Raw genomic sequence first — 21368 nt, forward strand, 5'->3', positions numbered from 1 at the left:
TCGGCTATTCCGTCACGGTTCGTATGCGTGCTCGGTCCGTTAGTGGGGAGAATCGGGCCTAGGGTACTTGGACCAGCAGAGGGAGGCGAGACGCGTGGCAGTGATGACAAGCCGCTTCGCCGACGGCCTCGCCGTGGACTCCGACCTGGTGGGAGCCGCGGAGAGGGCCGTGAACCAGGCCCTGTCGCGACTCAGCGGCCAGGCTGACCTGGTCTGCTTCTTCGTGTGCGGCGACGATCCCGACGACGTGGCCAGAGCGGGCGAGCGCGCGATGCGGATGGCGCCCGACGCGCATGTGATCGGCTGCAGCGCCACCGGCGTGATCGGCGGCGACACCGGGGTGGAGCTGACGCCCTCCGTGAGCGCCTGGGCGGCCACCCTGGAAGGGGCCGAGCTGACCACGTTCGCGCTGGAGACGCTCACGGCCGAGGACCGGTTCGTGGTGGTCGGGCTGCCCGAGCGCAGCCCCGACGACCACGTGGCGATCCTGCTGGCCGACCCGTACTCGTTCCCGGCCGACGCCTTCGTCGAGCGCTCCATGGACGTGCTCGGCGACCTGCCGCTGGTCGGCGGGCTGGCCAACGGGGTGCAGGGGCGCGGCTCCGTGCGGCTGTTCGCCGACGGCGAGATGTACACCGAGGGCGCCATCGGCGTCCTGATCAGCGGGTCCGTCAACGTGACCACCGTGGTCAGCCAGGGCTGCCGGCCGATCGGGCCCAACATGGTCGTCACCCGCGCCGAGGAGAACCTGCTGCTGGAGCTGGCCGGGCAGCCCGCGCTGTCCCGGCTGGAAGACATCGTCACCGACCTGGACGAGGACGACCGCGAGCTGGTCGCCGCCGGGCTGCAGATCGGGCTCGCCATGGACGAGTACGCCGAGCGCCACGAGCGCGGCGACTTCCTGATCCGCGGCGTGATCGGCATCGACCCGGAGCGCGAGGCGGTGGCCATCGGCGACATCGTGGAGATCGGCCGTACGGTGCGCTTCCAGGTGCGCGACGCGGCCACCGCCGACGAGGACCTGTACGACATGCTCGACGCGCACCGGCAGGAGCTGGGCAGGGTCGACGGGGCGCTGCTGTTCTCGTGCAACGGGCGCGGGTCGGCGATGTTCGGCACCGCCGACCACGACCCGCTGGCGCTGCGCGACACGCTGGGGCCGATCGGCGTGGCGGGCTTCTTCGCGGCCGGCGAGGTCGGGCCGGTGGGCGGGCACAACCACGTGCACGGGTTCACGGCGTCGGTCCTGGTGTTCTCCTCGGCGGGCGGAGAGTGATCCTGGCGGTCGACGTCGGCGGGACCAAGCTGGCGGCCGCCCGGGTGTCCCCCGAGGGCGCGATCGTGGAGACCAGGCGTGCGGCGACCCCGCAGGACGCGGACGCCGAGACGCTCTGGCGGGCCCTGCGCGAGGTGATCGGCCCGCTCTCCGACGGGGTCGCGGGCGTGGGCGTCGGCTGCGGCGGGCCGATGGAGTGGCCGTCCGGCGTGGTCTCACCTCTCAACATCCCCGGCTGGCGGGGCTTCCCGTTGCGTGCCCGGCTCTCCGGGCTGTTCCCCGGGGTTCCGGTACGGGTCCACAACGACGCCATCTGCCTGGCGGTGGCCGAACACTGGCGCGGTGCCGGGCGGGGCGTGGCGGACATGCTGGGCATGGTGGTCTCGACCGGCGTCGGCGGCGGGCTCGTCCTGGGCGGGCGGCTGGTCGACGGCGGCACCGGCAACGCCGGGCACATCGGGCACGTGGTGGTGGAGCCGGACGGCGGGCCGCCGTGCGGCTGCGGCGGCCACGGCTGCCTGGAAGCGGTCGCCCGCGGCCCCGCCCTGACCGCCTGGGCGCTCGGCCGCGGCTGGACCCCGGGCGATCCCGCGGCTCAGGGTGACTACCAGGAGGAGCGGGCCGTCACCGCGCGGACGCTGGCGGCGGACGCGCGGGCGGGCGACGAGGTGGCCGTGGCCGCCATGCGCAGGGCGGGCCGGGCGCTCGGGATCGCCATCGCCTCCGCCACCCACCTGTGCGACCTGGACCTGGTCACCATCGGCGGCGGCCTGTCACAGGCCGGGGAGCCGCTGTTCGGCCCGCTGGAGGAGGCGCTGCGGGAGCACGCCCGGATGGCGTTCGCCCGCCGCCTGCGGGTGGTGCCCGCGTCGCTCGGCCAGGACGCGGGCCTGATCGGCGCCGCCGCCCTGATCCTCGCGAGCGACACGTACTGACGGTTCGCCCGGTCACCGCTCGCGCTGCCGCCTTCAGCGACATGTACTGACGGTTTGCCCGGTCAGCGCTCGCGCTGCCACCCTGGTCGGATGCCCGCCGCTCTGCTGATCACCGGGACCGTGGGGGCCGGCAAGACGTCGGTCGCGGACGCGGCCGGTGATCTTCTCGCCGCCGCCGGGATCCCGCACGCGGTCATCGACCTCGACTGGCTCCGCCGGTCCTGGCCCGCCCCGGCGGAGGACCCGTTCCTTCTCGAACTCACCCTGCGCAACCTGCGCGACGTCGCGCGCAACCACCTGGAGGCCGGGGCGCGACGGCTCGTGCTGGCCGGCGTCGTCGAGTCGCGGGACGAGCGCCGGCGCCACCAGGAGGCCGTCGGCGTAAACCTCACGGTGTGCCGGTTGCGGGTCCCGATCCCCGTCGTCCACCAGCGCCTCGCGCGACGCCACGAGGGTGACGGGGCGGGGTTGCGCTGGCATCTCGACCGCTCCGGCGCGCTCGATGACATCCTCGTGGCGGCCCGGGTCGAGGACGTGGTGGTGGACGCGGGAGAGCGCTCGGTGACCAGCGCGGCCGCGGCCGTCATGAAGGCCGTCGGCTGGTGCTGAGCGCGGCGGCGGCGGTCGCCGTGCCGACGCTGATCGGCACCGCGAGCGCGGCCTGCGCGGTGAGCGAGAACACCGCATAGGCCGGGCTACGCGGTGAGCGAGAACACCGACGGCACCGATCCACGAGCTGCGGGACGCGGGCAAGCCCGGCGAGTGGTCAGGCCGCCGGGCGGCGGGGCTGGAAGAGCCAGGCGTCGAAAAGGGAGTCGAGCTGCTTGCCGGACAGCCGCTCGGCCAGCGCCGTGAACTCCTCCGTCGTCACGCTGCCGTGCTCGTGCTCCGCCGTCCAGGTCTTGAGCAGCCGGAAGAACGTGTCGTCGCCGATCTTCTCGCGCAGGGCGTGCAGCGTCATCGCGCCGCGGAGGTAGACGGACTCGTTGAACAGGTCGTCGGGCCGGGCGTCGCCCGGTGGGTAGGACCAGATCGGGTCGCCCGCCGGCCGGTCGTGGCCGGCCCGGAAGCGCTCGTCGGCCGTGTCGCCGCCGGTGTGCTCGGTCCACAGCCACTCGGCGTAGGTGGCGAACCCCTCGTTGAGCCAGAGGTCCTCCCAGCGCTCGATGCTGAGGCTGTTGCCGAACCACTGGTGGGCCAGCTCGTGCGCGATGATCGACTGGTCGGGCCTGAAACCGCCGTACATGGGCTTGGTCTGGTTCTCCAGCGCGTAGCCCGCCGAGAAGTCGTCGACCACGCCGCCGGTGGACGAGAACGGGTAGGGGCCGAAGACCGTCACCCAGTGGTCGGTGATCTGGCCCGACCTCGTGTAGAGGTCGCCGAGCTCGCCGGCGAAGCGCGGGTCGACCGCCGCCAGGTTGCGGATGCCGCTCGGGGTTCTGCCCTCGCGGAGCTGGAACTCGCCCATGGTGGCCGTGGCCAGGTAGGTGACCATCGGGTGGGACTCGCGCCAGGTGAACGTGGTGCCGCCGCCGGCGGCCGGCTCGCGGCTCACCAGCTCGCCGTTGGCCAGCACGGTCACCCCGGCGGGCACCGTGATCTCGAAGTCGAAGGTGGCCTTGTCGGCCGGGTGGTCGTTGGCCGGGAACCAGGTCCTGGCGCCGTTGGGCTCGCACGCGACGAACGCGCCGTCCCCGGTCGGGATGAACCCGTAGGAGCCGAGGTTGGACGAGCCGCGCACCGGCTGCGGCACCCCGGAGTAGGTCACCTTCACCGCGAAGGCGGCCCCGCGCGCCAGCGGCCGGGCGGGAGTGACGGACAGCTCGTCGCCCTCGCGGGAGAACGTGGCGGCGGCGCCGTCGACGGACACCCCGCTCACCTCGAACCCGCGCAGGTCGAGGTTGAAGCGCGACAGCGACTGGGTGGCCGTCGCCCGGATCGTCGCCTCGCCGTCGAGGTGTTTGCTCTCCGGCACGTAGCCGATCTTCAGCGCGTAGTGGGCGACGTCGTAGCCGCCGTTGCCGTCGAGCGGGAAGTCGGGGTCGCCGATGCCGGGCGCGCCCCGCGTCGCCCCGGCCGGCGCGGCGGTCCGGGGGGAGCCCGAGTCGGCACCGGTCGCCCCTTCGGACGGCCGGTCCGTCGCGCCGCACGCCAGCAGGCTCAGCGTGGCCAGCAGCGCGGCGGCCCGCTGTGTCATCGACCCCATGAGCGGGAGCGCCCCCTTCCGATCAGTGATCAGAAGAGTACGCTCGGTCAACCTCTGATCGCCACCCGCTCACGGGAACCCGGTTCAGAGGTTGCCCCTGCGCTCCTGCTCACGCTCGATCGCCTCGAACAGGGCCTTGAAGTTGCCCTTGCCGAAACCCAGCGAGCCGTGGCGCTCGATGAGCTCGAAGAACACCGTGGGCCGGTCCTGCACCGGCTTGGTGAAGATCTGCAGCAGATAGCCGTCCTCGTCCCGGTCGACCAGGATCTTGCGCTTCTTCAGCTCCTCGATGGGCGCGCGCACGGTGCCGATGCGGGCGCGCAGCTCGGGGTCGTCGTAGTACGAGTCAGGCGTGTCGAGGAACTCGACCCCGGCCGCCCGCATGTGGTCGACCGTGGTGAGGATGTCGTTGGTCGCCAGCGCGACGTGCTGGACGCCCGGCCCGCCGTAGAACTCCAGATACTCGTCGATCTGCGACTTCTTGCGGCTGACGGCCGGCTCGTTGAGCGGGAACTTGACCTTGCGCGAGCCGTCGGCCACGACCTTCGACATCAGCGCCGAGTACTCGGTGGCGATGTCGTCGCCGACGAACTCGGCCATGTTCGTGAAGCCCATCACCTCGCGGTAGAACGCCACCCACTCGTCCATCTTGCCGAGCTCCACGTTGCCGACGCAGTGGTCGACGGCCTGGAACAGCCGCCCCGACTTGGTCGCGGGCGGGGCCACGAGGGGCCGCGCGGGCGCGTAACCAGGCAGGTAGGGGCCGGTGTAGTTGGACCGGTCGACCAGCGTGTGGCGGGTCTGGCCGTACGTGGCGATGGCGGCGACCACCACCTTGCCGTGCTCGTCCTCCAGCACGTGCGGCTCGGCCAGCCCGCGGGCGCCGTGGGAGACGGCGTGCCGGTAGGCGGCCTCCACGTCGGGCACGTCGAGCGCGAGGTCGATCACCCCGTCGCCGTGCTCGGCCACGTGTCCGGCCAGGTCCGTGCCCGGCCGGAGGGAGGCCCGGAACTCGAAGGTGGCGCCGCCGGAGCTGAGCACGTAGGCGGCCTCGTCGCGGCTGCCGTTCTCCGGCCCGCGGTAGGCCACCAGCCTCATGCCGAACGCGGTCGAGTAGTAGTGGGCGGACTGCTTGGCGTTGCCGACAGCGAAGACCACGGCGTGCATGCCGTTCACCGGAAAGACATCACTCATACCGACAACTCTCGATATACCTGGACGAGTTGCGCAAGAGTTGCTTGAATGAGTGGACAATCTGCCTAGTCGCCCGGCCCGTACCGCGGAGAATCTGTACATCATGACGATCGACGAACTGGACGCCCGGCTTATCGCGCTGCTGAGCGCGGAGCCGAGGCTCGGCGTGCTGGAGTGCTCGCGCCGGCTCGGCGTGGCCAGGGGGACCGTCCAGGCGCGGCTGGACCGGCTCATGTCCAGGGGGGTCATCACGGGGTTCGGGCCGGATGTCTCGGCCGTGGCGCTCGGCTACGACGTGACCGCGTTCGTGCTGCTGGAGATCCGGCAGGTGTCCGGCCACGACCCGGTGGCGCACCGGCTGGCGCACATCCCCGAGGTGCTGGAGGTCCACACGGTCACCGGCGGGAGCGACCTCATGTGCCGGGTGGTGGCGCGGACCAACGCCGATCTCCAGCGCGTCATCGACGAGATCGTCGAGGTCCGGGGCGTGCTCAGGACCTCCTCGATCGTCGCCCTGGACACTCCCGTTCCCTACCGGGTGCTGCCGTTGGTCGCCGATGTCCCACGCCGGGCGATGCGCGAGCCGTAGCATCACCCGAAGGGACGAGGCACCGTTATCGAGCGCTTACCCTTGACGTTCGCCCAGATGACGGGGGGTCGGGGAGGCGTGACCGGGTGGTGAAGACGGCGATGCGAAAACGGCGAGTGCTCCGTTGGCTGCTGATCGTGGTCGCGGCGGGGGTCCTGGTGCTGGCGGCGCTGTTCGGCGTCGCGTGGGCGCTGACGCCCATCCCCGACAGCACGCAGGAGGACGCGACGGCCCAGGGTTCGGTCATCTACTACCGCGACGGCAAGACCGTCATCGCCCGGCAGGGCATCGACCGCAGGAACGTCGAGCTGGCCAAGGTGCCCCGGCACGTGCGCGACGCCGTCATCGCCGCCGAGAACCGCTCCTTCTACGAAGACAGCGGCGTCTCGGTCAAGGGCACCGCGCGAGCCCTGTGGTCCACCGTCACCGGGCAGCAGCTCCAGGGCGGCTCCACCATCACTCAGCAGCTCGTGCGCAACTACTACAGCGGCCTGAGCCAGGAACGCTCGGTGGTCCGCAAGGCCAAAGAGATCATGATCTCGATCAAGGTCGACCAGTCCCAGTCCAAGGACTGGGTGCTGGAGCAGTACCTCAACACGATCTACTTCGGCCGGGGCGCCAACGGCGTGCAGGCCGCCGCCCAGGCCTACTTCGGCAAGGGCGTCGACGATCTCGACGTGGCCCAGGGCGCCTACCTGGCCTCGGTGATCCAGCAGCCGTCCCGGTTCGCCGACCCGGAGGGCGCCGACCTCGACGCGGCGAAGGCCCGCTGGCAGTCGGTGATCAGGGCCATGACCGAGACCGGCGCGCTCGGCGCCGACGAGGCGGCCGCGCAGCGCTTCCCCGAGCTCAAGGAGCCGAAGAAGCCGTTCCAGCTCAAGGGCCAGGCTCAGTACATGCTCCAGCAGGTCACCGACGAGCTCAACCGGCGCGGCTACAGCGACGAGGACATCAACGGCGGCGGGCTGAAGATCGTCACCACGTTCGACAAGAAGCTCATGGAGGCGGCCGAGCGGGCGGTGAAGGGCACGCTGCCGCAGGCCACGCCGAAGAAGGTGCGCACCGGGCTGGCGGCCGTCGCCCCCGACACGGGCGAGGTGGTCGCCTTCTACGGCGGCAACCCCGACAAGTCCCAGTACGACAACGCGTTCTCGGCCAAGGTCATGGCCGGGTCCACCTTCAAGCCCTACACGCTGGCGGCGGCGCTGGACAACGGGCTGAGCCTGTCGACCCGGGTCGACGGCAACTCGCCGATGCGCGTGGCGGCCGACCCCGACCATCCCATCCCCAACGACGGCGGCCGCTCCTACGGCCAGATCGACCTGGTGAGCGCCATCCGCAACTCGGTCAACACCGCGTTCGTGGACCTGGCCCAGAAGGTCGGGCCGCGCAAGGTGGCCGCCACCGCCGAGGCCATGGGCATCCCGGCCGAGCAGCTCGAACAGCACGTGGACGCCGCCTCGTTCCCGCTCGGCGTGGCCTCGGTCAGCGCCGTGCAGAACGCCGCCGGCTTCGGCACCCTCGCCAACGCCGGCGTCCACATGGAGACCCACGTGATCAAGTCGGTCACCGACGCCGACGGGGTGAAGGACGTCGTCAAGCCCGCCGCCTCCCAGGCGATCGGCAAGGGGGCCGCCGCCGACGCCGTCTACGCCATGCGGCAGGTCGTCGAGTACGGCACCGGCACCGCCGCCCGCCTCTACGACCGTCCCGTGGCGGGCAAGACGGGCACCACCGACGACTCCAAGGCCGTGTGGTTCAACGGGTTCACGCCGCAGCTCGCGACCGCCGTCAACATGTTCCGCGACGACAACGAGACCGTGGACATCCCCGGCTACGGGGTGCAGTTCGGCGGCCAGCTGCCCGCCCAGGTGTGGCGGGCGTTCATGGCCGAGGCCATGGACGGCGAGCCGGTCGAGCAGTTCCCCGAGCCGCAGGGCGTGGGCCACGCGCCCGGCTACGACCAGCCGCGCGACCAGGATCGCGGCTGGCGCGACGACACGCGGTCCCGCGAGCCGGAGCAGTGGGACGAGGGGCCCACGGCCGAGCCGACCCAGCCGCCGTTCACGGACGAGGAGCCGCCCGCCGACCTGGAACCTGAGGACGACGCCCGCCGGTCCGAGACGTTCGACCAGGACTTCGGGCCGCCTTCCGTCGAGGAGTCCGTCCCCGAGCCGACGGCCGCCACCGACGGCGACGGCGGCCCGCGTTTCGACTGAGACCCGGCGCCCTCACCGGCTCAGCTGGGCGCGCAGCTCCTCCGCGGTCGTCACCGGCAGCTCGCAGGTGAACCCCCGGCACACGTACGCCGCCGGCGCCCCGCCGATGAGGTCGCGCCCCAGCAGCAGCGGCACGGCGTCGTCCGGGCCGGGCCCGGGAGCGACCACCAGGCCGGGGGAGCCGGACAGGTAGGCCTCGCGGTGCAGGGCACGGGTGCGCGGATCGCCGGGCGGGCCCACGACCGCCACCTCGACGGGCCCGTCGAGCGCCGCCCTGGCCACCGCCAGCCCCCACCCGGCGAACCTGGCGTGCTTCCCGGCCAGCACCGACACCGTGCCGAGCGCGGCGTGCGCCGCCTCCCGGTGGCGGGCGGACCCGGTCAGCGCCGCGTACGACAGCAGCGCCCCAGCGGCCGCGTACTGGCCGGAGGGCGTGGCGTTGTCCGTGGGGTCCTGCGGGCGCTGGAACAGCCGCTCGGCGTCGTCGGCGGTGTCGTAGAACCCGCCGGTGCCGTCGGCGAACCGGTCGAGCACGGTGTCGAGGAGCGTGCCCGCCAGCCGGAACCAGCGCGTCTCCCCGGTCACCCCGTAGAGCGCGATGAGCCCCTCGGCCAGGTTGGCGTAGTCCTCCAGCACGCCGGCGTTGCGCCCCGCCCGCCCGTCACGCGAGGTGCGCAGCAGCCTGCCGCCGTCGACGTGCACCTCGTCCAGCAGCACCGCCGCGGCCGTGGCCGCCTCCACCAGATCGGGCCGGTCGAACACCACGCCGGTCTCGGCCAGGGCCGCGATGGTCAGCCCGGTCCAGCTCGCCACCACCTTGTCGTCGCGTTCCGGACGTACCCGCAGCTCCCGCGCGGCGAGCAGCCGCTCGCGCACCCGCGCCAGCCGCTCGGGGTCGTCGGGCTCCTCCGGGAGCTGCAGCACCGACGTGCCGTGCTCGAACGTGCCGGTCACCTGGAAGACCCGCACCGCCCAGTCGCCGTCGTCGGGCCCCAGCACCTCGCGCAGCTGCTCGGGAGTCCAGACGTAGAACCTGCCCTCCTCGCCTTCGCTGTCGGCGTCCAGCGCGGAGGCGAAGCCGCCCTCGGGGGTGCGCAGCTCGCGCAGCAGCCAGCCGGCGGTCTCCAGCGCGACCCGGCGGGCCAGCGGCTCGCCCGTCGCGGTCCACCAGTGGGTGTAGACCCGCAGCAGCAGCGCGTTGTCGTAGAGCATCTTCTCGAAGTGCGGCACCACCCAGCCGGCGTCCACGCTGTAGCGGGCGAAACCGCCCGCGAGCTGGTCGTAGATGCCGCCGCGGGCCATCGCCTCCAAAGTCCTGCCGGACATCTCGCGCTCGCCCGAGCGCAGCAGGAACTCCAGCACCATCGACGGCGGGAACTTCGGCGCCCCGCCGAACCCGCCGCGCACCGGGTCGAACGACTCGCGCAGGTTGGCGAGGGCCTGCTCCAGCGTCTCGGCCGTGGGCAGCGGGCCGTTGGGCAGGGCGGTGCCGGAGTTGAGCACCTCCACCACCTTGGCGCCCTGCTTCAGCACGTTGTCGCGGTCGGTGGTCCAGGCGTTGTGCAGCCCCGTCAGCAGCCGCTGGAACTGCGGGCGGGGGAAGTAGGTGCCGCAGTAGAACGGGTGGCCTTCCGGGGTGGCGAACACCGTCATCGGCCAGCCGCCCTGCTGGGTCATCGCCTGGGTGGCGCTCATGTAGACGGCGTCGACGTCGGGCCGCTCCTCGCGGTCGACCTTGACGTTGACGAAGTGCTCGTTCATCAGCCGGGCGGTCGCGGGGTCCTCGAAGCTCTCGTGAGCCATGACGTGACACCAGTGGCAGGACGAGTAGCCCACACTGACCAGCAGGGGCACGTCACGCCGCTTGGCCTCCCGCATCGCCTCCTCGCCCCAGGGCCACCAGTGGACCGGATTCCCCGCGTGCTGAAGGAGGTAGGGAGACGTCTCACTACCGAGCCTGTTCATGAGTTCAGGCTCTCACACGGTCCTCCGGGCGCGGGTCAGCGGACCTTTGCCGCGGCCTGCGGGCTGACGCGGACGACCCCGGCCAGGTTGCGGGTGCTGACCGGGACGATCTTCACCACGTCGCCGGTGCGCGGGGCGTGCAGCATCTTGCCGTCGCCCCAGTAGATCGCCACGTGGGAGATGTAGCCGGGATTGGTCGGGTCGTGCCGCCAGAACAGCAGGTCGCCCGGGTGCGCCTGCGAGAGCGGCACCTGCGGGCCGGTGACCCACTGCTGGTGCGTCACCCGCGGCATCCTGATGCCGGCCTGGGCGAAGGCCCACTGCACGAGCCCGGAGCAGTCGAAGCTGTCAGGCCCTTCGGCGCCCCACACGTACGGTCTGCCCAGCTTGGAGGCGGCGGCCCGCAGCGCCACGGTGAGCTGGTCTCCGGTCATGAACGCCCCGGTGGGCCAGTCGCGGGCCTTGACCTGCGGCTGCGGCCGCACGGGGTTGACCAGGGCCGCCTGGGTGCCCTTGGGCAGCAGCTTGAGCACCCGGTCGCGGAGCCTCGCCGAGTCGGCCTTGGGCGCGCTGATGATCAGCGCGTTGTCTCGGGGCAGCCCGAGCTCGCGGCCGGTGTCCTTGGACACGACCGCGTCCACCGCGCCGAAGCCGGTGGTGGCGTAGGCGCCGATGCGCAGCGGCCCGGACGGGCCGTTGATCTTGCGGTGCAGGCTGAGGCCGCCGTCGTTGCCGAGCACGAACGAGACCGCGACGTCACCCGCGGCCACGTTGTTCCACAACGGGTCGGAGGTGGCCGTCACCTTCGGCGTGTAGGCGCGGAAGGTGGACGGCTCGACGGCCAGCGTCTGCACCCGCTTCCCGTCGAGCATGACGCTGGCCGCGTCGGCCAGCTCCATGGCGCGGATCCCGGACAGGCGGGCGATCTTCTGTAACTGCTTCTGGCTGAACGGCTTGCGCGTGACCACGAACACGTGCGGCTTGTGGAGCTTGCCGACCGGCGCCACCGGCCGCACGGTGTGGGAGTCGGCCATCAGGCTCTGCTGAGGCGTCTGGCGGGCACGTACGGGCTCAGCGGCGGCCGGTTCGTCGGCGGCCTCACGGTTCTCCGTGAGCAGCAGCACGTCGGCCGTGAGCACCGCGACCAGCGTCACCACGATGAACGGGATCAGACGGCGGTGGTCACGGCGTCTGCGGGACCTCAGCAGGAAGCCGAGGTCCTGACGGATGCCGGAGCCACCGCGCGTGAGATCCGCCGGGCCTGGGTGGGCCCGGCGGTGCCGTTCGGGGTGCATCAGTTGCCGATGTAGGGCACGGCCTCGAGGATCTCGACGGTGTTCTGGCGGCCGTTGGGCAGGCTGTAGGTCGCCTTGTCACCGATCCTCTTGCCGTTGATCGCGGCGCCGAGCGGTGACTTGGGGGAGTAGACGTCGATCGGCGCGCCGCTCTCCTCACGCGAGGCGAGCAGGAAGGTGACCTCGTCGTCGTCGCCGACGAACCGGATGGTCACGGTCATGCCCGGCTCGACTATGCCGTCGGCCGCGGGCGGCTTGCCGGCGCGCGCGTTGTCGAGGATCTGGCGCAGATGGAAGATCCGCGCCTCCATCTTGCCCTGCTCGTCCTTGGCGGCGTGGTAGCCGCCGTTCTCGCGCAGGTCGCCCTCTTCCCGGGCGGCCTCGATCTTCTTGGCGATATCGACGCGCCCGGGCCCCGAGAGATATTCGTACTCGGCCTTCAGGCGGTCGTACGCCTCCTGCGTCAGCCATGTGACGTTCTCATCGCGAGAGTCGGCCACGGGTTCTCCTTGCTTGCCTAGGGGGCCCTGAGATCACTGAAGGTTACGTACGGTTGAATTGCGAAAGGCTAACAAGTCAGTCGCACGAACGCTTCCCCAAATGTCTCACTATACGAGATTGCAGTACTGGATGTGGACGGAAGTCGCCTCGGCGCTGGTGCCCAGGCGTTCCTTGACCTGCTTCGTACCCTCACCAGGCCGGATTCTTACTTCTTTGCTGCCCACTTCCACGTGGTGGACGTCCATCGCACGGATGCGGCACACCGCCTCGCGGTCGTCGGGCTTGCTCACCGTGAACGCGATCTCGGCCTCTGACGGCCCCCGCACGTGGAATGAGACTACCTGGGCGATCGCCCCGTTGGCGCTGCCGTTCATCGACCACATGACGTAGCCCCAGCCTCCGGCGATGATGGCCACGAGCACGCCGATGACGACGTGCACGACGATCCGGCCGCCTCGCTCGGGACGGTCCGGGAAGTCGTCGGGTGTGCCGAGAACTGGGCCGTTCCCGGCATCTCTGGTGGCCATGGTGGAATCTCCCTGCACTCCCTCGGCGTTATCCGAGACAATTGTCGCCCGCGGGGGTCATGCCCTCGCGACCGCCCAGCAGAAACTAGCCTCTGTGGGCGACTGATCGGTCCATGTGTCTGAGGAGACGTCGAGCCCGTGAGTGCACCGCTGAGGTTGATGGCCGTCCATGCCCACCCCGACGACGAGTCGAGCAAGGGCGCCGCGACGATGGCGCGCTATGTCCGCGAAGGCGTTGACGTCTTGGTTTGCACCCTGACGGGTGGTGAACGCGGCTCCGTGCTCAACCCCAAGATGGACCGGCCCGAGATCGTGGCCGACATCGCCCGGGTGCGCAAGGCCGAGATGGACCGGGCGCGCGAGATCCTCGGCGTGCGGCAGCGGTTCATGGGCTTCGTGGACTCGGGGCTGCCGGAGAGCGAGGAGGAGGAGCTGCCCGAGGGCTGCTTCGGGCTGCAGAAGCTCGAAGTCGCGGCGGCCCCGCTGGTGGCGGCCGTGCGGGAGTTCAGGCCGCACGTGATCCTCACCTACGACGACGACGGCGGCTACCCGCACCCCGACCACATCATGACCAACAGGGTGTCGGTGGAGGCGTTCGAGGCGGCCGGCGACCCCGACCGCTACCCCGGCACCGGCGACCCGTGGCAGCCGCTCAAGCTCTACTACCACATGGGCTTCCACCGGGCCCGGTTCGAGGCGCTGCACGAGGCCATGCAGGAGCGCGGCATGGGCTCCCCGTACGGCGACTGGATCGCCCGCTGGGAGGACCGCCCCGCCAAGTGGGAGGTCACGACCCGGGTGCCCTGCGGCGACTACTTCCAGATCCGCGACGAGGCGCTCATGGCGCACGCCACCCAGGTCGACCCCGACGGCTGGTGGTTCGTCTGCCCGCGCGAGCTGCAGCAGGAGATCTGGCCGACGGAGGACTACCACCTGGCCCGCTCGCTCGTCGACACCGGTCTGCCCGAGGACGACCTGTTCTCCGGCATCCACGCCGAGGAGACTTCCCCGGCCTGCCACTGATCCGGAGGTCCGGGCACGACCCCCGGGTGGCAGACTGGAAGGGTGATGGTTCTAGCAGCAGGTGAAGTCAGCCCGGGCCTGCTCGGCTTCGTCGTGGTGGCCCTTCTCGGGTTCGCTCTCTACTTCCTGGTCAAGTCCATGAACAAGCAGATGGGCAAGATCGAGGTGCCCCACGAGCGCGACCTCGAGGACGAGGAGCGCGAGCTCGAGAAGAAGGCCGAGTAGATGTCTGAAGAGGTCGTCGACAACCCGGGGAAGAGCCGCTTCGAGATCCGCGTGGACGGGAAGGTCGCCGGGTTCGCCGACTACCTGCTGCTGCCCACCAAGGTCGTCTTCACCCACACCGAGGTGCTGCCCGAGTACGGCGGGCAGGGGCTCGCGGGCCGGCTGGTCGCGCACGCGCTCGACCTCACCCGCGACACCGGGCTGAAGGTCGTGCCCCGGTGCGAGTACGTCGCCGGCTACATCGAGCGCAACCCCGCCTACAAGGACCTGCTCGATCCCTCAGTCACCGGCTGACCAGGCGCGCTCCAGCGCCTTGGGCAGGCCCCACCAGCCGAGCGGCGTGAGCACGTCGTCCTCGTCGACGATGCCGAGCTGGGCCCAGAGCGCGACCACCGGCCTGAAGAGGCTCTCGGTCGAGGCCAGGTCGTCGGAGTCCTGCTCGTCGGCGTCGATGTCCTCCGACTCGGCGATCAGGCGGGCGATGCGTTCCGGCGAGGCGAGCGCGCCGGGCCCCATCCGGGCCAGCGCCGTCACGGCGGCGAGCCAGTCGGCGTGCTGGATGGCGCAGATGTGGGCCATCATCTCGTCCTCCAGGCTGACCTCGCCGTTCAGGTCGGCGAACTCCTCCAGCAGGTCGCCCTCCTCCGGCAGGTCCGAGACCGGCCCGGCGACGCCGGCGGCCACGGTCAGCCACAGCTCCACGTCGTCGTCAGGCATCGGCTCGCCCTCGAAGCCCGCGCAGGCCCGCAGCACGTTGCCCGGATAGCCCGCGACCGCCAGCAGCTCGCGCAGGCGGGTGACGGCGCGGTCGAGCTCGGCGATCGGCAGCTCGGGCTGCTTGACCAGCTCGCCCAGGATGCGCCGCAGCTCCGACAGCGCGAACTCCTCCTCCTCGTCCCAGGCCGCGAACAGCTCCTCGTCCTGCTCGTCGCTCACGGAGAACCCCGGCACCCGCCCGTCGGGCAGCGGCGTGGCCAGCCAGCTCTCCTGCAGCTCCTCGTACGCCCTGCGGGCTTGAAGATCGCCGGACGCGAGCGCGTCCGGGTCGATCTCGCCCGCGCGCACCCGCTCCTCCAGGTGGGCCACGAGCCGGTCGTGCATCTCGTGGGCCACCGGCCCGCGTTCGTTCTCCTCCGGCCAGACGAAGTAGCTCGGCGTCATCAGGATGGGTTCGGTGCCCGTCGACTCGACCCAGCGTTGGACGTCACCCACCGTGGCCGCGCCGGACTCGATGGCGGCGAGCGTGGTCCTGGCCGACTCCCAGAACGGGCGGGACAGCGGGTTGCCCGCGGCCATCATGGCCCTGCGCAGGTCGGGCAGCGCCACCAGCGCCACGCCCGAGGGCACGGCCAGCAGCGCCCTGGCCAGATCTCTGCGGGTCAGCGCGGCGGCCGGGCGGCCCGCGTGGCGGCTGACGAATTCCAGGTCCACGCTCCGTAAACTACGCCCCCACCCCCGGCCCCCGCACCTGCCAGGACCGTGTGAGGAAAGGGTGCTTTTTCCTCGCAACTGTGTAATGGTGATTACATGGCAAGCGACGATGGCACCGCGCAGGTGCGCGGATGGTTCGCCGGGCGGCTCCCCGAGGGCTGGTTCACCGGCGCGCCCGAGATCATCAGGGACCGCGAGGAGATCGCGGTTCTCGGCACGCTGCCCGACCCGCCCGGCGAGATGGACGAGGGCGAGCGGGCCGCGCTCATCGACGGCCTGATCGGGCGCTTCCGCGAGGAGACCAGGGAGCGGCGCGTCGAGATCGCCAAGGAGGCCGAGCGGAGGTTCCGCCAGAAGGTCTCCTGGGGCGTCACCTGCGGCGGCCAGGCTGTGATGTTCACCACACTGTCCGTGCCCGTCATGACCAGGCTGCGGCAGCCGGAGCGTCAGGTTCTCGACACGCTGGTGGCCGCCGGCGTGGCGCGCAGCCGCAGCGACGCCCTCGCCTGGTGCGTCCGGCTCGTCGGCCAGAACGCCGACACCTGGCTGGCCGAACTGCGCGACGCGCTGCAACATGTCGACCGGGTGCGGTCCGAAGGGCCCGACGTGAATTCCCGGAGAATGGACTAAACCATTTGCGGAATTGGTTTAGACCAGCCGCATTGGTATATACCAGTGGGCTGGCGAGTTCTTTTTAAACCCTGTCGCGATGGGTAGGGTCCCCCAGTCGTCAAGGCCGCTGCCTGCGGCGACGCCCGAGGCCAAGAGGTCTACGCCAATTGGCTTCCGGGTGTCCTCGTCGTTAATGATGAGCGAGCCCTGAGAGAGTGGAGGAGCCGCTGTCGTGTCTGTAACCGTGGAAGTTCCCGCCCCGACCAGCAACGTCGAATTGGTCACCTGGGTCAATCAGATAGCCGCGCTTACCCAACCGGACCGGATCGAATGGTGTGACGGTTCCGAGGAGGAGTGGACGCGCCTGACCAACCTCCTCGTCGACCAGGGCACGTTCACGCGTCTCGCGAAGCGGCCCAACAGCTTCTACGCCGCCTCCGACCCGAGCGACGTCGCCCGCGTGGAGGACCGTACCTTCATCTGCTCGGAGCGCGAGCAGGACGCCGGCCCGACGAACAACTGGATCGCGCCCGCCGAGATGCGCGAGACCTTCGGCAAGCTCTTCAAGGGCTGCATGCGCGGCCGCACCATGTACGTGGTGCCGTTCTGCATGGGGCCGCTCGGCGGAGAGATCTCCCAGGTCGGCGTCGAGATCACCGACTCGCCGTACGTCGCGGTGTCCATGCGGATCATGACCCGCATGGGCGACAGGGCGCTGCGGCTCATCGAGGAGCGCGGAGCGGCGCGAAAGGCCGGAGAGAGCGAGGAACGAACCAACGGAGGCCGCAGCAAGCGCGACCATGAGCACAGCGGCTTCGTCAAGGCCGTGCACAGCGTCGGCGCGCCGCTGGAGCCGGGCCAGGAGGACGTGCCCTGGCCGTGCAGCACGACCAAGTACATCAGCCACTTCCCGGAGACCCGCGAGATCTGGTCGTACGGGTCCGGCTACGGCGGCAACGCGCTGCTCGGCAAGAAGTGCTACGCGCTGCGGATCGCCAGCGTCATGGCCCGTGACCAGGGCTGGCTGGCCGAGCACATGCTCATTCTCAAGCTGACCCCGCCGTCGGGCGAGGTCCGCTACATCGCCGCCGCCTTCCCGAGCGCCTGCGGCAAGACCAACCTGGCCATGCTGCAGCCCACCATTCCCGGCTGGAAGGTGGAGACCATCGGCGACGACATCGCCTGGATGCGCTTCGGCGACGACGGGCGGCTGTACGCCATCAACCCGGAGGCCGGGTTCTTCGGCGTCGCGCCCGGCACCGGCGAGGTCACCAACGCCAACGCGATCAGGACGCTCTGGGGCAACAGCATCTTCACCAACGTCGCGCTGACCGACGACGGCGACGTGTGGTGGGAAGGGCTGACCGAGGAGCCGCCCGCTCACCTGACCGACTGGAAGGGCCGGTCCTGGACGCCGGACAGCGGCGAGCCCGCGGCCCATCCGAACGCCCGCTTCACCACCCCGGCCTCCCAGTGCCCGACCATCGCACCGGAATGGCAGGACCCCAAGGGCGTGCCGATCTCGGCGATCCTGTTCGGCGGGCGCCGCGCCACCGCGGTGCCGCTGGTCACCGAATCGCTGAGCTGGCAGCACGGCGTCTTCCTCGGAGCCAACGTCGCCTCCGAGAAGACCGCCGCCGCCGAAGGTAAGGTCGGCGAGCTGCGCCACGACCCGTTCGCCATGCTGCCGTTCTGCGGCTACAACATGGGCGACTACTTCGGCCACTGGCTGAAGCTGGGCCGGCGCGAGGACGTCGTGCTGCCGCGCATCTACTACGTCAACTGGTTCCGCAAGGACGCCGACGGCAGGTTCATCTGGCCCGGCTTCGGCGAGAACAGCCGCGTGCTCAAGTGGATCGTCGACCGGCTCAACGGCGAGGCGAAGGCCGTCCCGACCCCGATCGGGCTGGTGCCCGAGACGCTCGACACCGACGGGCTCGACCTGTCCGAGGAGGACCTGCGCACGCTGCTCGGCGTCGACCGCGAGGTCTGGCGCGAGGAGGCCGCGCTGATCCCGGCCCACTTCGAGAAGTTCGGCGCCCAGCTGCCCAAGGAGCTGTGGGAGGAGCACCAGGCGCTGCTCGACCGCCTCGGCTGATCGATCATCGCGGCGCCGGTCGTCCCCGTGACGGCCGGCGCCGTCGCGTTTCCGCTTCGCCGGGAACTCCTCCCGACCGGTGGTCCGTCTATCCGGTACACGGGAGGTTCTTTATGGGGGCTTTACACTTCGTGCTGGCACTCGCCGGATGCGCGGTGATGTGCGGGGGAGTCTGGCTGACGGTCAAGTCCATCCGGCTCGACGCCCGCCGCGCCGGGCCCGGCCCCGCTCCGTCCGCCGACCTGGACGCGTACGAGCTGGCCTTCCTGGCCGGCGGGCCGTCGCGGGTCGCCGAGACCGCCGCCGCCGTCCTCATCACCGCCGAGGCGCTGCGCCTCGACAGGAGAGGCGACCTGCACGCCGTGGCGGGGGCCGCGGAGCCCGCCGCCGACGTCGAGCGCGCCCTGTTCACCGCCGTACGGGCCCGCCCCGGCGGCATGGACGCGGGCCGCGCCCTGCGGACCGTCGCCCGGGGGCCCGAGGCGGCCGGGCTGCGGCGGCGGCTCGTGAGCACGGGGCTGGTGCACCGGCCGTCCGGCATCGGCCCGGTACGCGCCAAGCTCGCTCTCCTGCTGGCCGTCCCCGTACTGGCCTGGGGCATGGCGGCGGCGGGGGCCGTCGCGTCCGTGCTCGCGCCCGACGGGTTCACCGGCCTGAGCACGCTCGCCATGGCGGCGACCGGCGTCGTCGGCTTCACCCGCCACGCCGGCGAGCGCCGCGCGCTGCGCGACGCGCCCACGTGGGCGGGCCGCCAGGTGGTGGAGCGGTACGGGCGAGACACGCTGACGGCTTCCCAGGAGCGGCTCGGCCCCGCGATCCCGGTGGCGCTGCACGGTCTGGACGGGCGGGACGAGCCGCGGTTCACTGAGCTGGCCAGGTCGTCCCGGCGGCAGAAGGCGCCCGTGTCGAGCGGCGCCGCCGCGTGCGGCTCCCACGGCGACTCCGGCGGCGGGGACGGCGGCGGGGACGGCGGCGGGTCGGGCTGCGGAGGAGGTGGCTGCGGTGGCGGCGGCTGAGCTGCCCAGGCTCGGGCTGGGGATCGGCTGGCGGGCCGAGATCGACCTGACCGTCGAGCGGCTGCCCGGGGTGGAGTTCGTCGAGGTGGTCGCCGAGCACATCCGGCCGGCCCGGCTGCCCGAGTCGCTGCGGGTGCTGCGCGGGCGCGGCGTGCCCGTGGTGCCCCACGGCGTCGGACTCGGCGTCGGCGGCGCCGAACCGCCTTCCCCCGCCCGGCTGTCCCACCTGGCGGAGTGCGCCCTGGCGCTGGACTCGCCGCTCGTCAGCGAGCATCTGGCGTTCGTCAGGGCGGGCGGTGTCGAGGCCGGTCACCTGCTGCCGGTGCCGCGCACCCGGGAGGCGCTCGACGTCGTCACCGAGAACGTGCGCCGCGCCCAGGACGCCCTGCCGGTGCCGCTCGCCCTGGAGAACGTGGCGGCCCTGTTCGGCTGGCCCGACGACGAGCTGACCGACGCCGAGTTCCTGGCCGAGCTGGTCGAGCGCACCGGCGTGCTGCTGCTCGTCGACGTGGCCAACCTCTACACCAACCAGGTCAACCTCGGCCTGTCCGCCGTCGAGGCGCTGGACCGGCTGCCGCTCTCGCGGCTCGCCTACGTCCACGTCGCGGGCGGGGAGGAGCACGGCGGGCTCTGGCACGACACCCACACCGCCACGGTGCCCGAGGCGATCCTGGACGTCCTGGCCGAACTCTGCGCCCGGGCCGCCCCGCCGGGCGTCCTGCTGGAATGGGATGACGCCTACCCGAGCGACGCCGCGCTCGCGGCCGAGCTGTCCCGCGTCGCCGCCGCCATGACGAGGATCCCCTCGTGAACGAGGAGCCGCGGCGGAGGCTGGCGGCGCGGCAGGGGCGGGTGGTGGCCGCCCTGGTGGCCGGGGGCGAGGTGCCGGAGGGGTTCGACGCCGAGCGGATGCGGGTGCAGGCCCGGAGCCTGGTCGCCAAGCGGAGGAGCGTGGTGGCGAGGCTGCGTCCGGACGCCGCGGCGGCTGCCGGGGACGACCTGGCGGCGCTGTTCGCCGCCTACGCGGCGGAGCGGGCCGAGCCGCCGTCCGGCTACCGGGCGGACGCCGACGACTTCGCCGCCTGGCTCCGGCGGCGGGCGAGGACACGGCCCGCCGGTAGCAGACTCTGGTGGTCACGGCTGCTGCGTCGCTGACTTCCCGGCGCGACCATGGCATCGGGGGATTTTCTCGGTGGAGGCCGTCATGGCGTTCATGATCGCGTTGACTCTCGCCGTGGTCGTCGGCGCCCTGCTCGGCATGTCCGTCTCGGGCATCGCGTCGGAGGCGGAGGCGGCGTACCGGAGCATGCGCGGCGGCGCGCGGGACAGGCGGGGGGACGCACTCGGCACGTACGAGCTGGCCTATCTGGCGGGCGGGCCGTTGCGGGTGGTGAACACTGGGCTGGCCGCGCTGCTCGGCACCGGGCGGCTGCGCCTGTCCAGGGGCGGGGTGCTGCACCGGGTGGCCGGGGCTGATCCCGGGGAGTACGGCGTCGAACGGGCCCTGCTCGACGCCGTCGACCGGCACGGCGGGCGGCTCGGGGTGCCCGAGGCGCGGCGGGAGGTCTCCGCGGGCCGGGAGGTGGAGGCGGTGCGGCACCGGCTCCAGGGGATGGCGCTGCTGGCCGGGGACGACCAGCTGGCCCTGGTACGCACGCTCCTCCGTCGGCTGCGCCGCTGGTCATGGGCGTCGCTGCTGGTGGCGGCCGCCTCGGCGCTCGCGGGCGTGCCGGTCGCGCAGTTGTCGGGCGAGGTGGCCTTCGTGCTGTTCGGCGCGTCGGGTGTCTTCGCCGTGATGGGGGTGCGGGGGTTGCGGCTGCACCGGCGCAAGCGGGTGGTGATGGACAATCTGCTCACCTACGCGGGACGTGAGCGACTCCTGGAAGCGCGGGACGCCTACGCGGTACGTGAGGGGCGGCTGGAGGCGCGGGACGCCTACGCGGAGGGCGGTGGCCGGATCCTCGCCTTCGCGCCCGTCGCGGTGTTCGGGCTGGAGCACCTGGACGACGCGCGCGTCGTGGCGGAGCTGAAGCGGGTGCAGGACGGGGCCGCGGGTTGCGGGGCGGGCGCCTGCGGCGGTGGCACCGGCGAGGACAGGACCGTGTTCGGCCTCGGCACCGACCCGGCGGGCGACGGCGGCGGCGACTTCGGGTCGGGAGGCGACGGCGGAGGCTCCGGTTGCGGAGGCGGCGGCTGCGGCGGCGGGTGCGGGGGATGCGGCGGGTGACCCTTGCCGGGGGCGGTGCAGAGATCCTA

At 71.8% G+C, this 21368-nt stretch carries 21 protein-coding genes; 14 read left to right on the forward strand and 7 right to left on the reverse strand.

Going from position 1 to position 21368, the window contains the following annotated elements; all coding sequences use genetic code 11:
* The first annotated feature begins 103 nt into the window (after positions 1-103).
* From ACZ6YG_RS24605 to ACZ6YG_RS24615, 3 genes are read left to right on the forward strand one after another with little or no spacing between them, the layout of a single operon-like run.
* The gene (locus tag ACZ6YG_RS24605) at positions 104-1276 is read left to right on the forward strand and encodes an FIST signal transduction protein (protein ID WP_148034262.1); all 1173 of its coding nucleotides are present in this window, start codon (positions 104-106) and stop codon (positions 1274-1276) included.
* Positions 1273-2211, forward strand: coding sequence for an ROK family protein (locus tag ACZ6YG_RS24610; protein ID WP_466019314.1), 939 nt, complete (start codon positions 1273-1275; stop codon positions 2209-2211). The genes ACZ6YG_RS24605 and ACZ6YG_RS24610 overlap by 4 nt, the downstream gene beginning before the upstream one ends.
* 54 nt (positions 2212-2265) lie before the next feature.
* Positions 2266-2820 (forward strand): zeta toxin family protein, encoded by a 555-nt coding sequence (locus ACZ6YG_RS24615; protein ID WP_466019315.1) that lies wholly within the window; start codon positions 2266-2268, stop codon positions 2818-2820.
* 157 nt (positions 2821-2977) lie between these two features.
* Here the strand turns inward: ACZ6YG_RS24615 and ACZ6YG_RS24620 are convergent, their stop codons facing one another.
* Positions 2978-4408, reverse strand: a complete 1431-nt coding sequence (locus tag ACZ6YG_RS24620; RefSeq protein WP_466019316.1) for a M1 family metallopeptidase — start codon at positions 4406-4408, stop codon at positions 2978-2980.
* Positions 4409-4501: 93 nt separating this feature from the next.
* Positions 4502-5611, reverse strand: a complete 1110-nt coding sequence (gene hppD, locus ACZ6YG_RS24625) for a 4-hydroxyphenylpyruvate dioxygenase (RefSeq protein WP_397199199.1) — start codon at positions 5609-5611, stop codon at positions 4502-4504.
* Between the two features lie 103 nt (positions 5612-5714).
* Between hppD and ACZ6YG_RS24630 the strand changes: the two genes are divergently transcribed.
* Both ACZ6YG_RS24630 and ACZ6YG_RS24635 read left to right on the forward strand, forming a co-directional pair.
* Entirely contained in the window at positions 5715-6200 is a 486-nt protein-coding gene (locus tag ACZ6YG_RS24630; RefSeq protein ID WP_148029157.1) for an Lrp/AsnC family transcriptional regulator, read from the forward strand.
* Positions 6201-6301: 101 nt separating this feature from the next.
* Positions 6302-8419 (forward strand): transglycosylase domain-containing protein, encoded by a 2118-nt coding sequence (locus ACZ6YG_RS24635; protein WP_271275799.1) that lies wholly within the window; start codon positions 6302-6304, stop codon positions 8417-8419.
* 12 nt (positions 8420-8431) lie between these two features.
* Here ACZ6YG_RS24635 and ACZ6YG_RS24640 read toward each other — a convergent pair whose 3' ends face one another.
* The 4 genes from ACZ6YG_RS24640 to ACZ6YG_RS24655 form a co-directional block, all read right to left on the reverse strand.
* Positions 8432-10384: a thioredoxin domain-containing protein gene (locus ACZ6YG_RS24640; protein WP_148029159.1), complete on the reverse strand. Its 1953-nt coding sequence runs from the start codon at positions 10382-10384 to the stop codon at positions 8432-8434.
* A 35-nt stretch (positions 10385-10419) separates the two neighbouring features.
* Positions 10420-11679 carry a C40 family peptidase gene (locus tag ACZ6YG_RS24645; RefSeq protein ID WP_466019317.1) on the reverse strand — a complete coding sequence of 420 codons (1260 nt, stop codon included), beginning with the start codon at positions 11677-11679 and terminating at the stop codon, positions 10420-10422.
* Entirely contained in the window at positions 11679-12179 is a 501-nt protein-coding gene (gene greA / locus ACZ6YG_RS24650) for a transcription elongation factor GreA (protein ID WP_148029161.1), read from the reverse strand. Before greA ends, ACZ6YG_RS24645 begins: the two co-directional genes overlap by 1 nt.
* 108 nt (positions 12180-12287) lie before the next feature.
* Positions 12288-12707, reverse strand: a complete 420-nt coding sequence (locus ACZ6YG_RS24655) for a DUF4307 domain-containing protein (RefSeq protein ID WP_148029162.1) — start codon at positions 12705-12707, stop codon at positions 12288-12290.
* A gap of 138 nt (positions 12708-12845) precedes the next feature.
* On the opposite strand from ACZ6YG_RS24655, the gene mca reads away from it, so the two are divergent.
* From mca to ACZ6YG_RS24670, 3 genes are read left to right on the forward strand one after another with little or no spacing between them, the layout of a single operon-like run.
* A complete protein-coding gene (gene mca, locus ACZ6YG_RS24660; RefSeq protein ID WP_466019318.1) occupies positions 12846-13730 on the forward strand; it encodes a mycothiol conjugate amidase Mca in 885 nt (294 codons plus the stop codon).
* Between the two features lie 42 nt (positions 13731-13772).
* Positions 13773-13955, forward strand: a complete 183-nt coding sequence (locus ACZ6YG_RS24665) for a hypothetical protein (protein WP_261808297.1) — start codon at positions 13773-13775, stop codon at positions 13953-13955.
* Positions 13956-14249, forward strand: a complete 294-nt coding sequence (locus tag ACZ6YG_RS24670; protein WP_148029164.1) for a GNAT family N-acetyltransferase — start codon at positions 13956-13958, stop codon at positions 14247-14249.
* On the opposite strand, the gene ACZ6YG_RS24675 is transcribed toward ACZ6YG_RS24670, so the two are convergent.
* A complete protein-coding gene (locus ACZ6YG_RS24675) occupies positions 14235-15386 on the reverse strand; it encodes a hypothetical protein (protein ID WP_187280935.1) in 1152 nt (383 codons plus the stop codon). The genes ACZ6YG_RS24670 and ACZ6YG_RS24675 overlap by 15 nt on opposite strands.
* Before the next feature lie 96 nt (positions 15387-15482).
* Between ACZ6YG_RS24675 and ACZ6YG_RS24680 the strand changes: the two genes are divergently transcribed.
* The 6 genes from ACZ6YG_RS24680 to ACZ6YG_RS24705 all read left to right on the forward strand — a co-directional run bounded on the left by ACZ6YG_RS24680 (position 15483) and on the right by ACZ6YG_RS24705 (position 21339).
* A complete protein-coding gene (locus tag ACZ6YG_RS24680; RefSeq protein ID WP_148029165.1) occupies positions 15483-16016 on the forward strand; it encodes a hypothetical protein in 534 nt (177 codons plus the stop codon).
* 214 nt (positions 16017-16230) lie between these two features.
* Entirely contained in the window at positions 16231-18096 is a 1866-nt protein-coding gene (locus ACZ6YG_RS24685; protein WP_466019319.1) for a phosphoenolpyruvate carboxykinase (GTP), read from the forward strand.
* 113 nt (positions 18097-18209) lie between these two features.
* On the forward strand, positions 18210-19112 hold the full coding sequence (locus ACZ6YG_RS24690; protein WP_466019320.1) for a TIGR04222 domain-containing membrane protein: 903 nt from the start codon (positions 18210-18212) through the stop codon (positions 19110-19112).
* Complete coding sequence (locus tag ACZ6YG_RS24695; protein WP_271275805.1) at positions 19099-19923, forward strand: MbnB/TglH/ChrH family RiPP precursor modification enzyme; 825 nt, start codon at positions 19099-19101, stop codon at positions 19921-19923. Before ACZ6YG_RS24690 ends, ACZ6YG_RS24695 begins: the two co-directional genes overlap by 14 nt.
* Positions 19920-20267, forward strand: coding sequence for an SCO6045 C-terminal-like domain-containing protein (locus ACZ6YG_RS24700; RefSeq protein ID WP_466019321.1), 348 nt, complete (start codon positions 19920-19922; stop codon positions 20265-20267). Before ACZ6YG_RS24695 ends, ACZ6YG_RS24700 begins: the two co-directional genes overlap by 4 nt.
* A gap of 49 nt (positions 20268-20316) precedes the next feature.
* On the forward strand, positions 20317-21339 hold the full coding sequence (locus ACZ6YG_RS24705) for a TIGR04222 domain-containing membrane protein (RefSeq protein ID WP_466019322.1): 1023 nt from the start codon (positions 20317-20319) through the stop codon (positions 21337-21339).
* Positions 21340-21368: the final 29 nt, after the last annotated feature.

The organism is Nonomuraea sp. NPDC054003 (assembly GCF_055585125.1).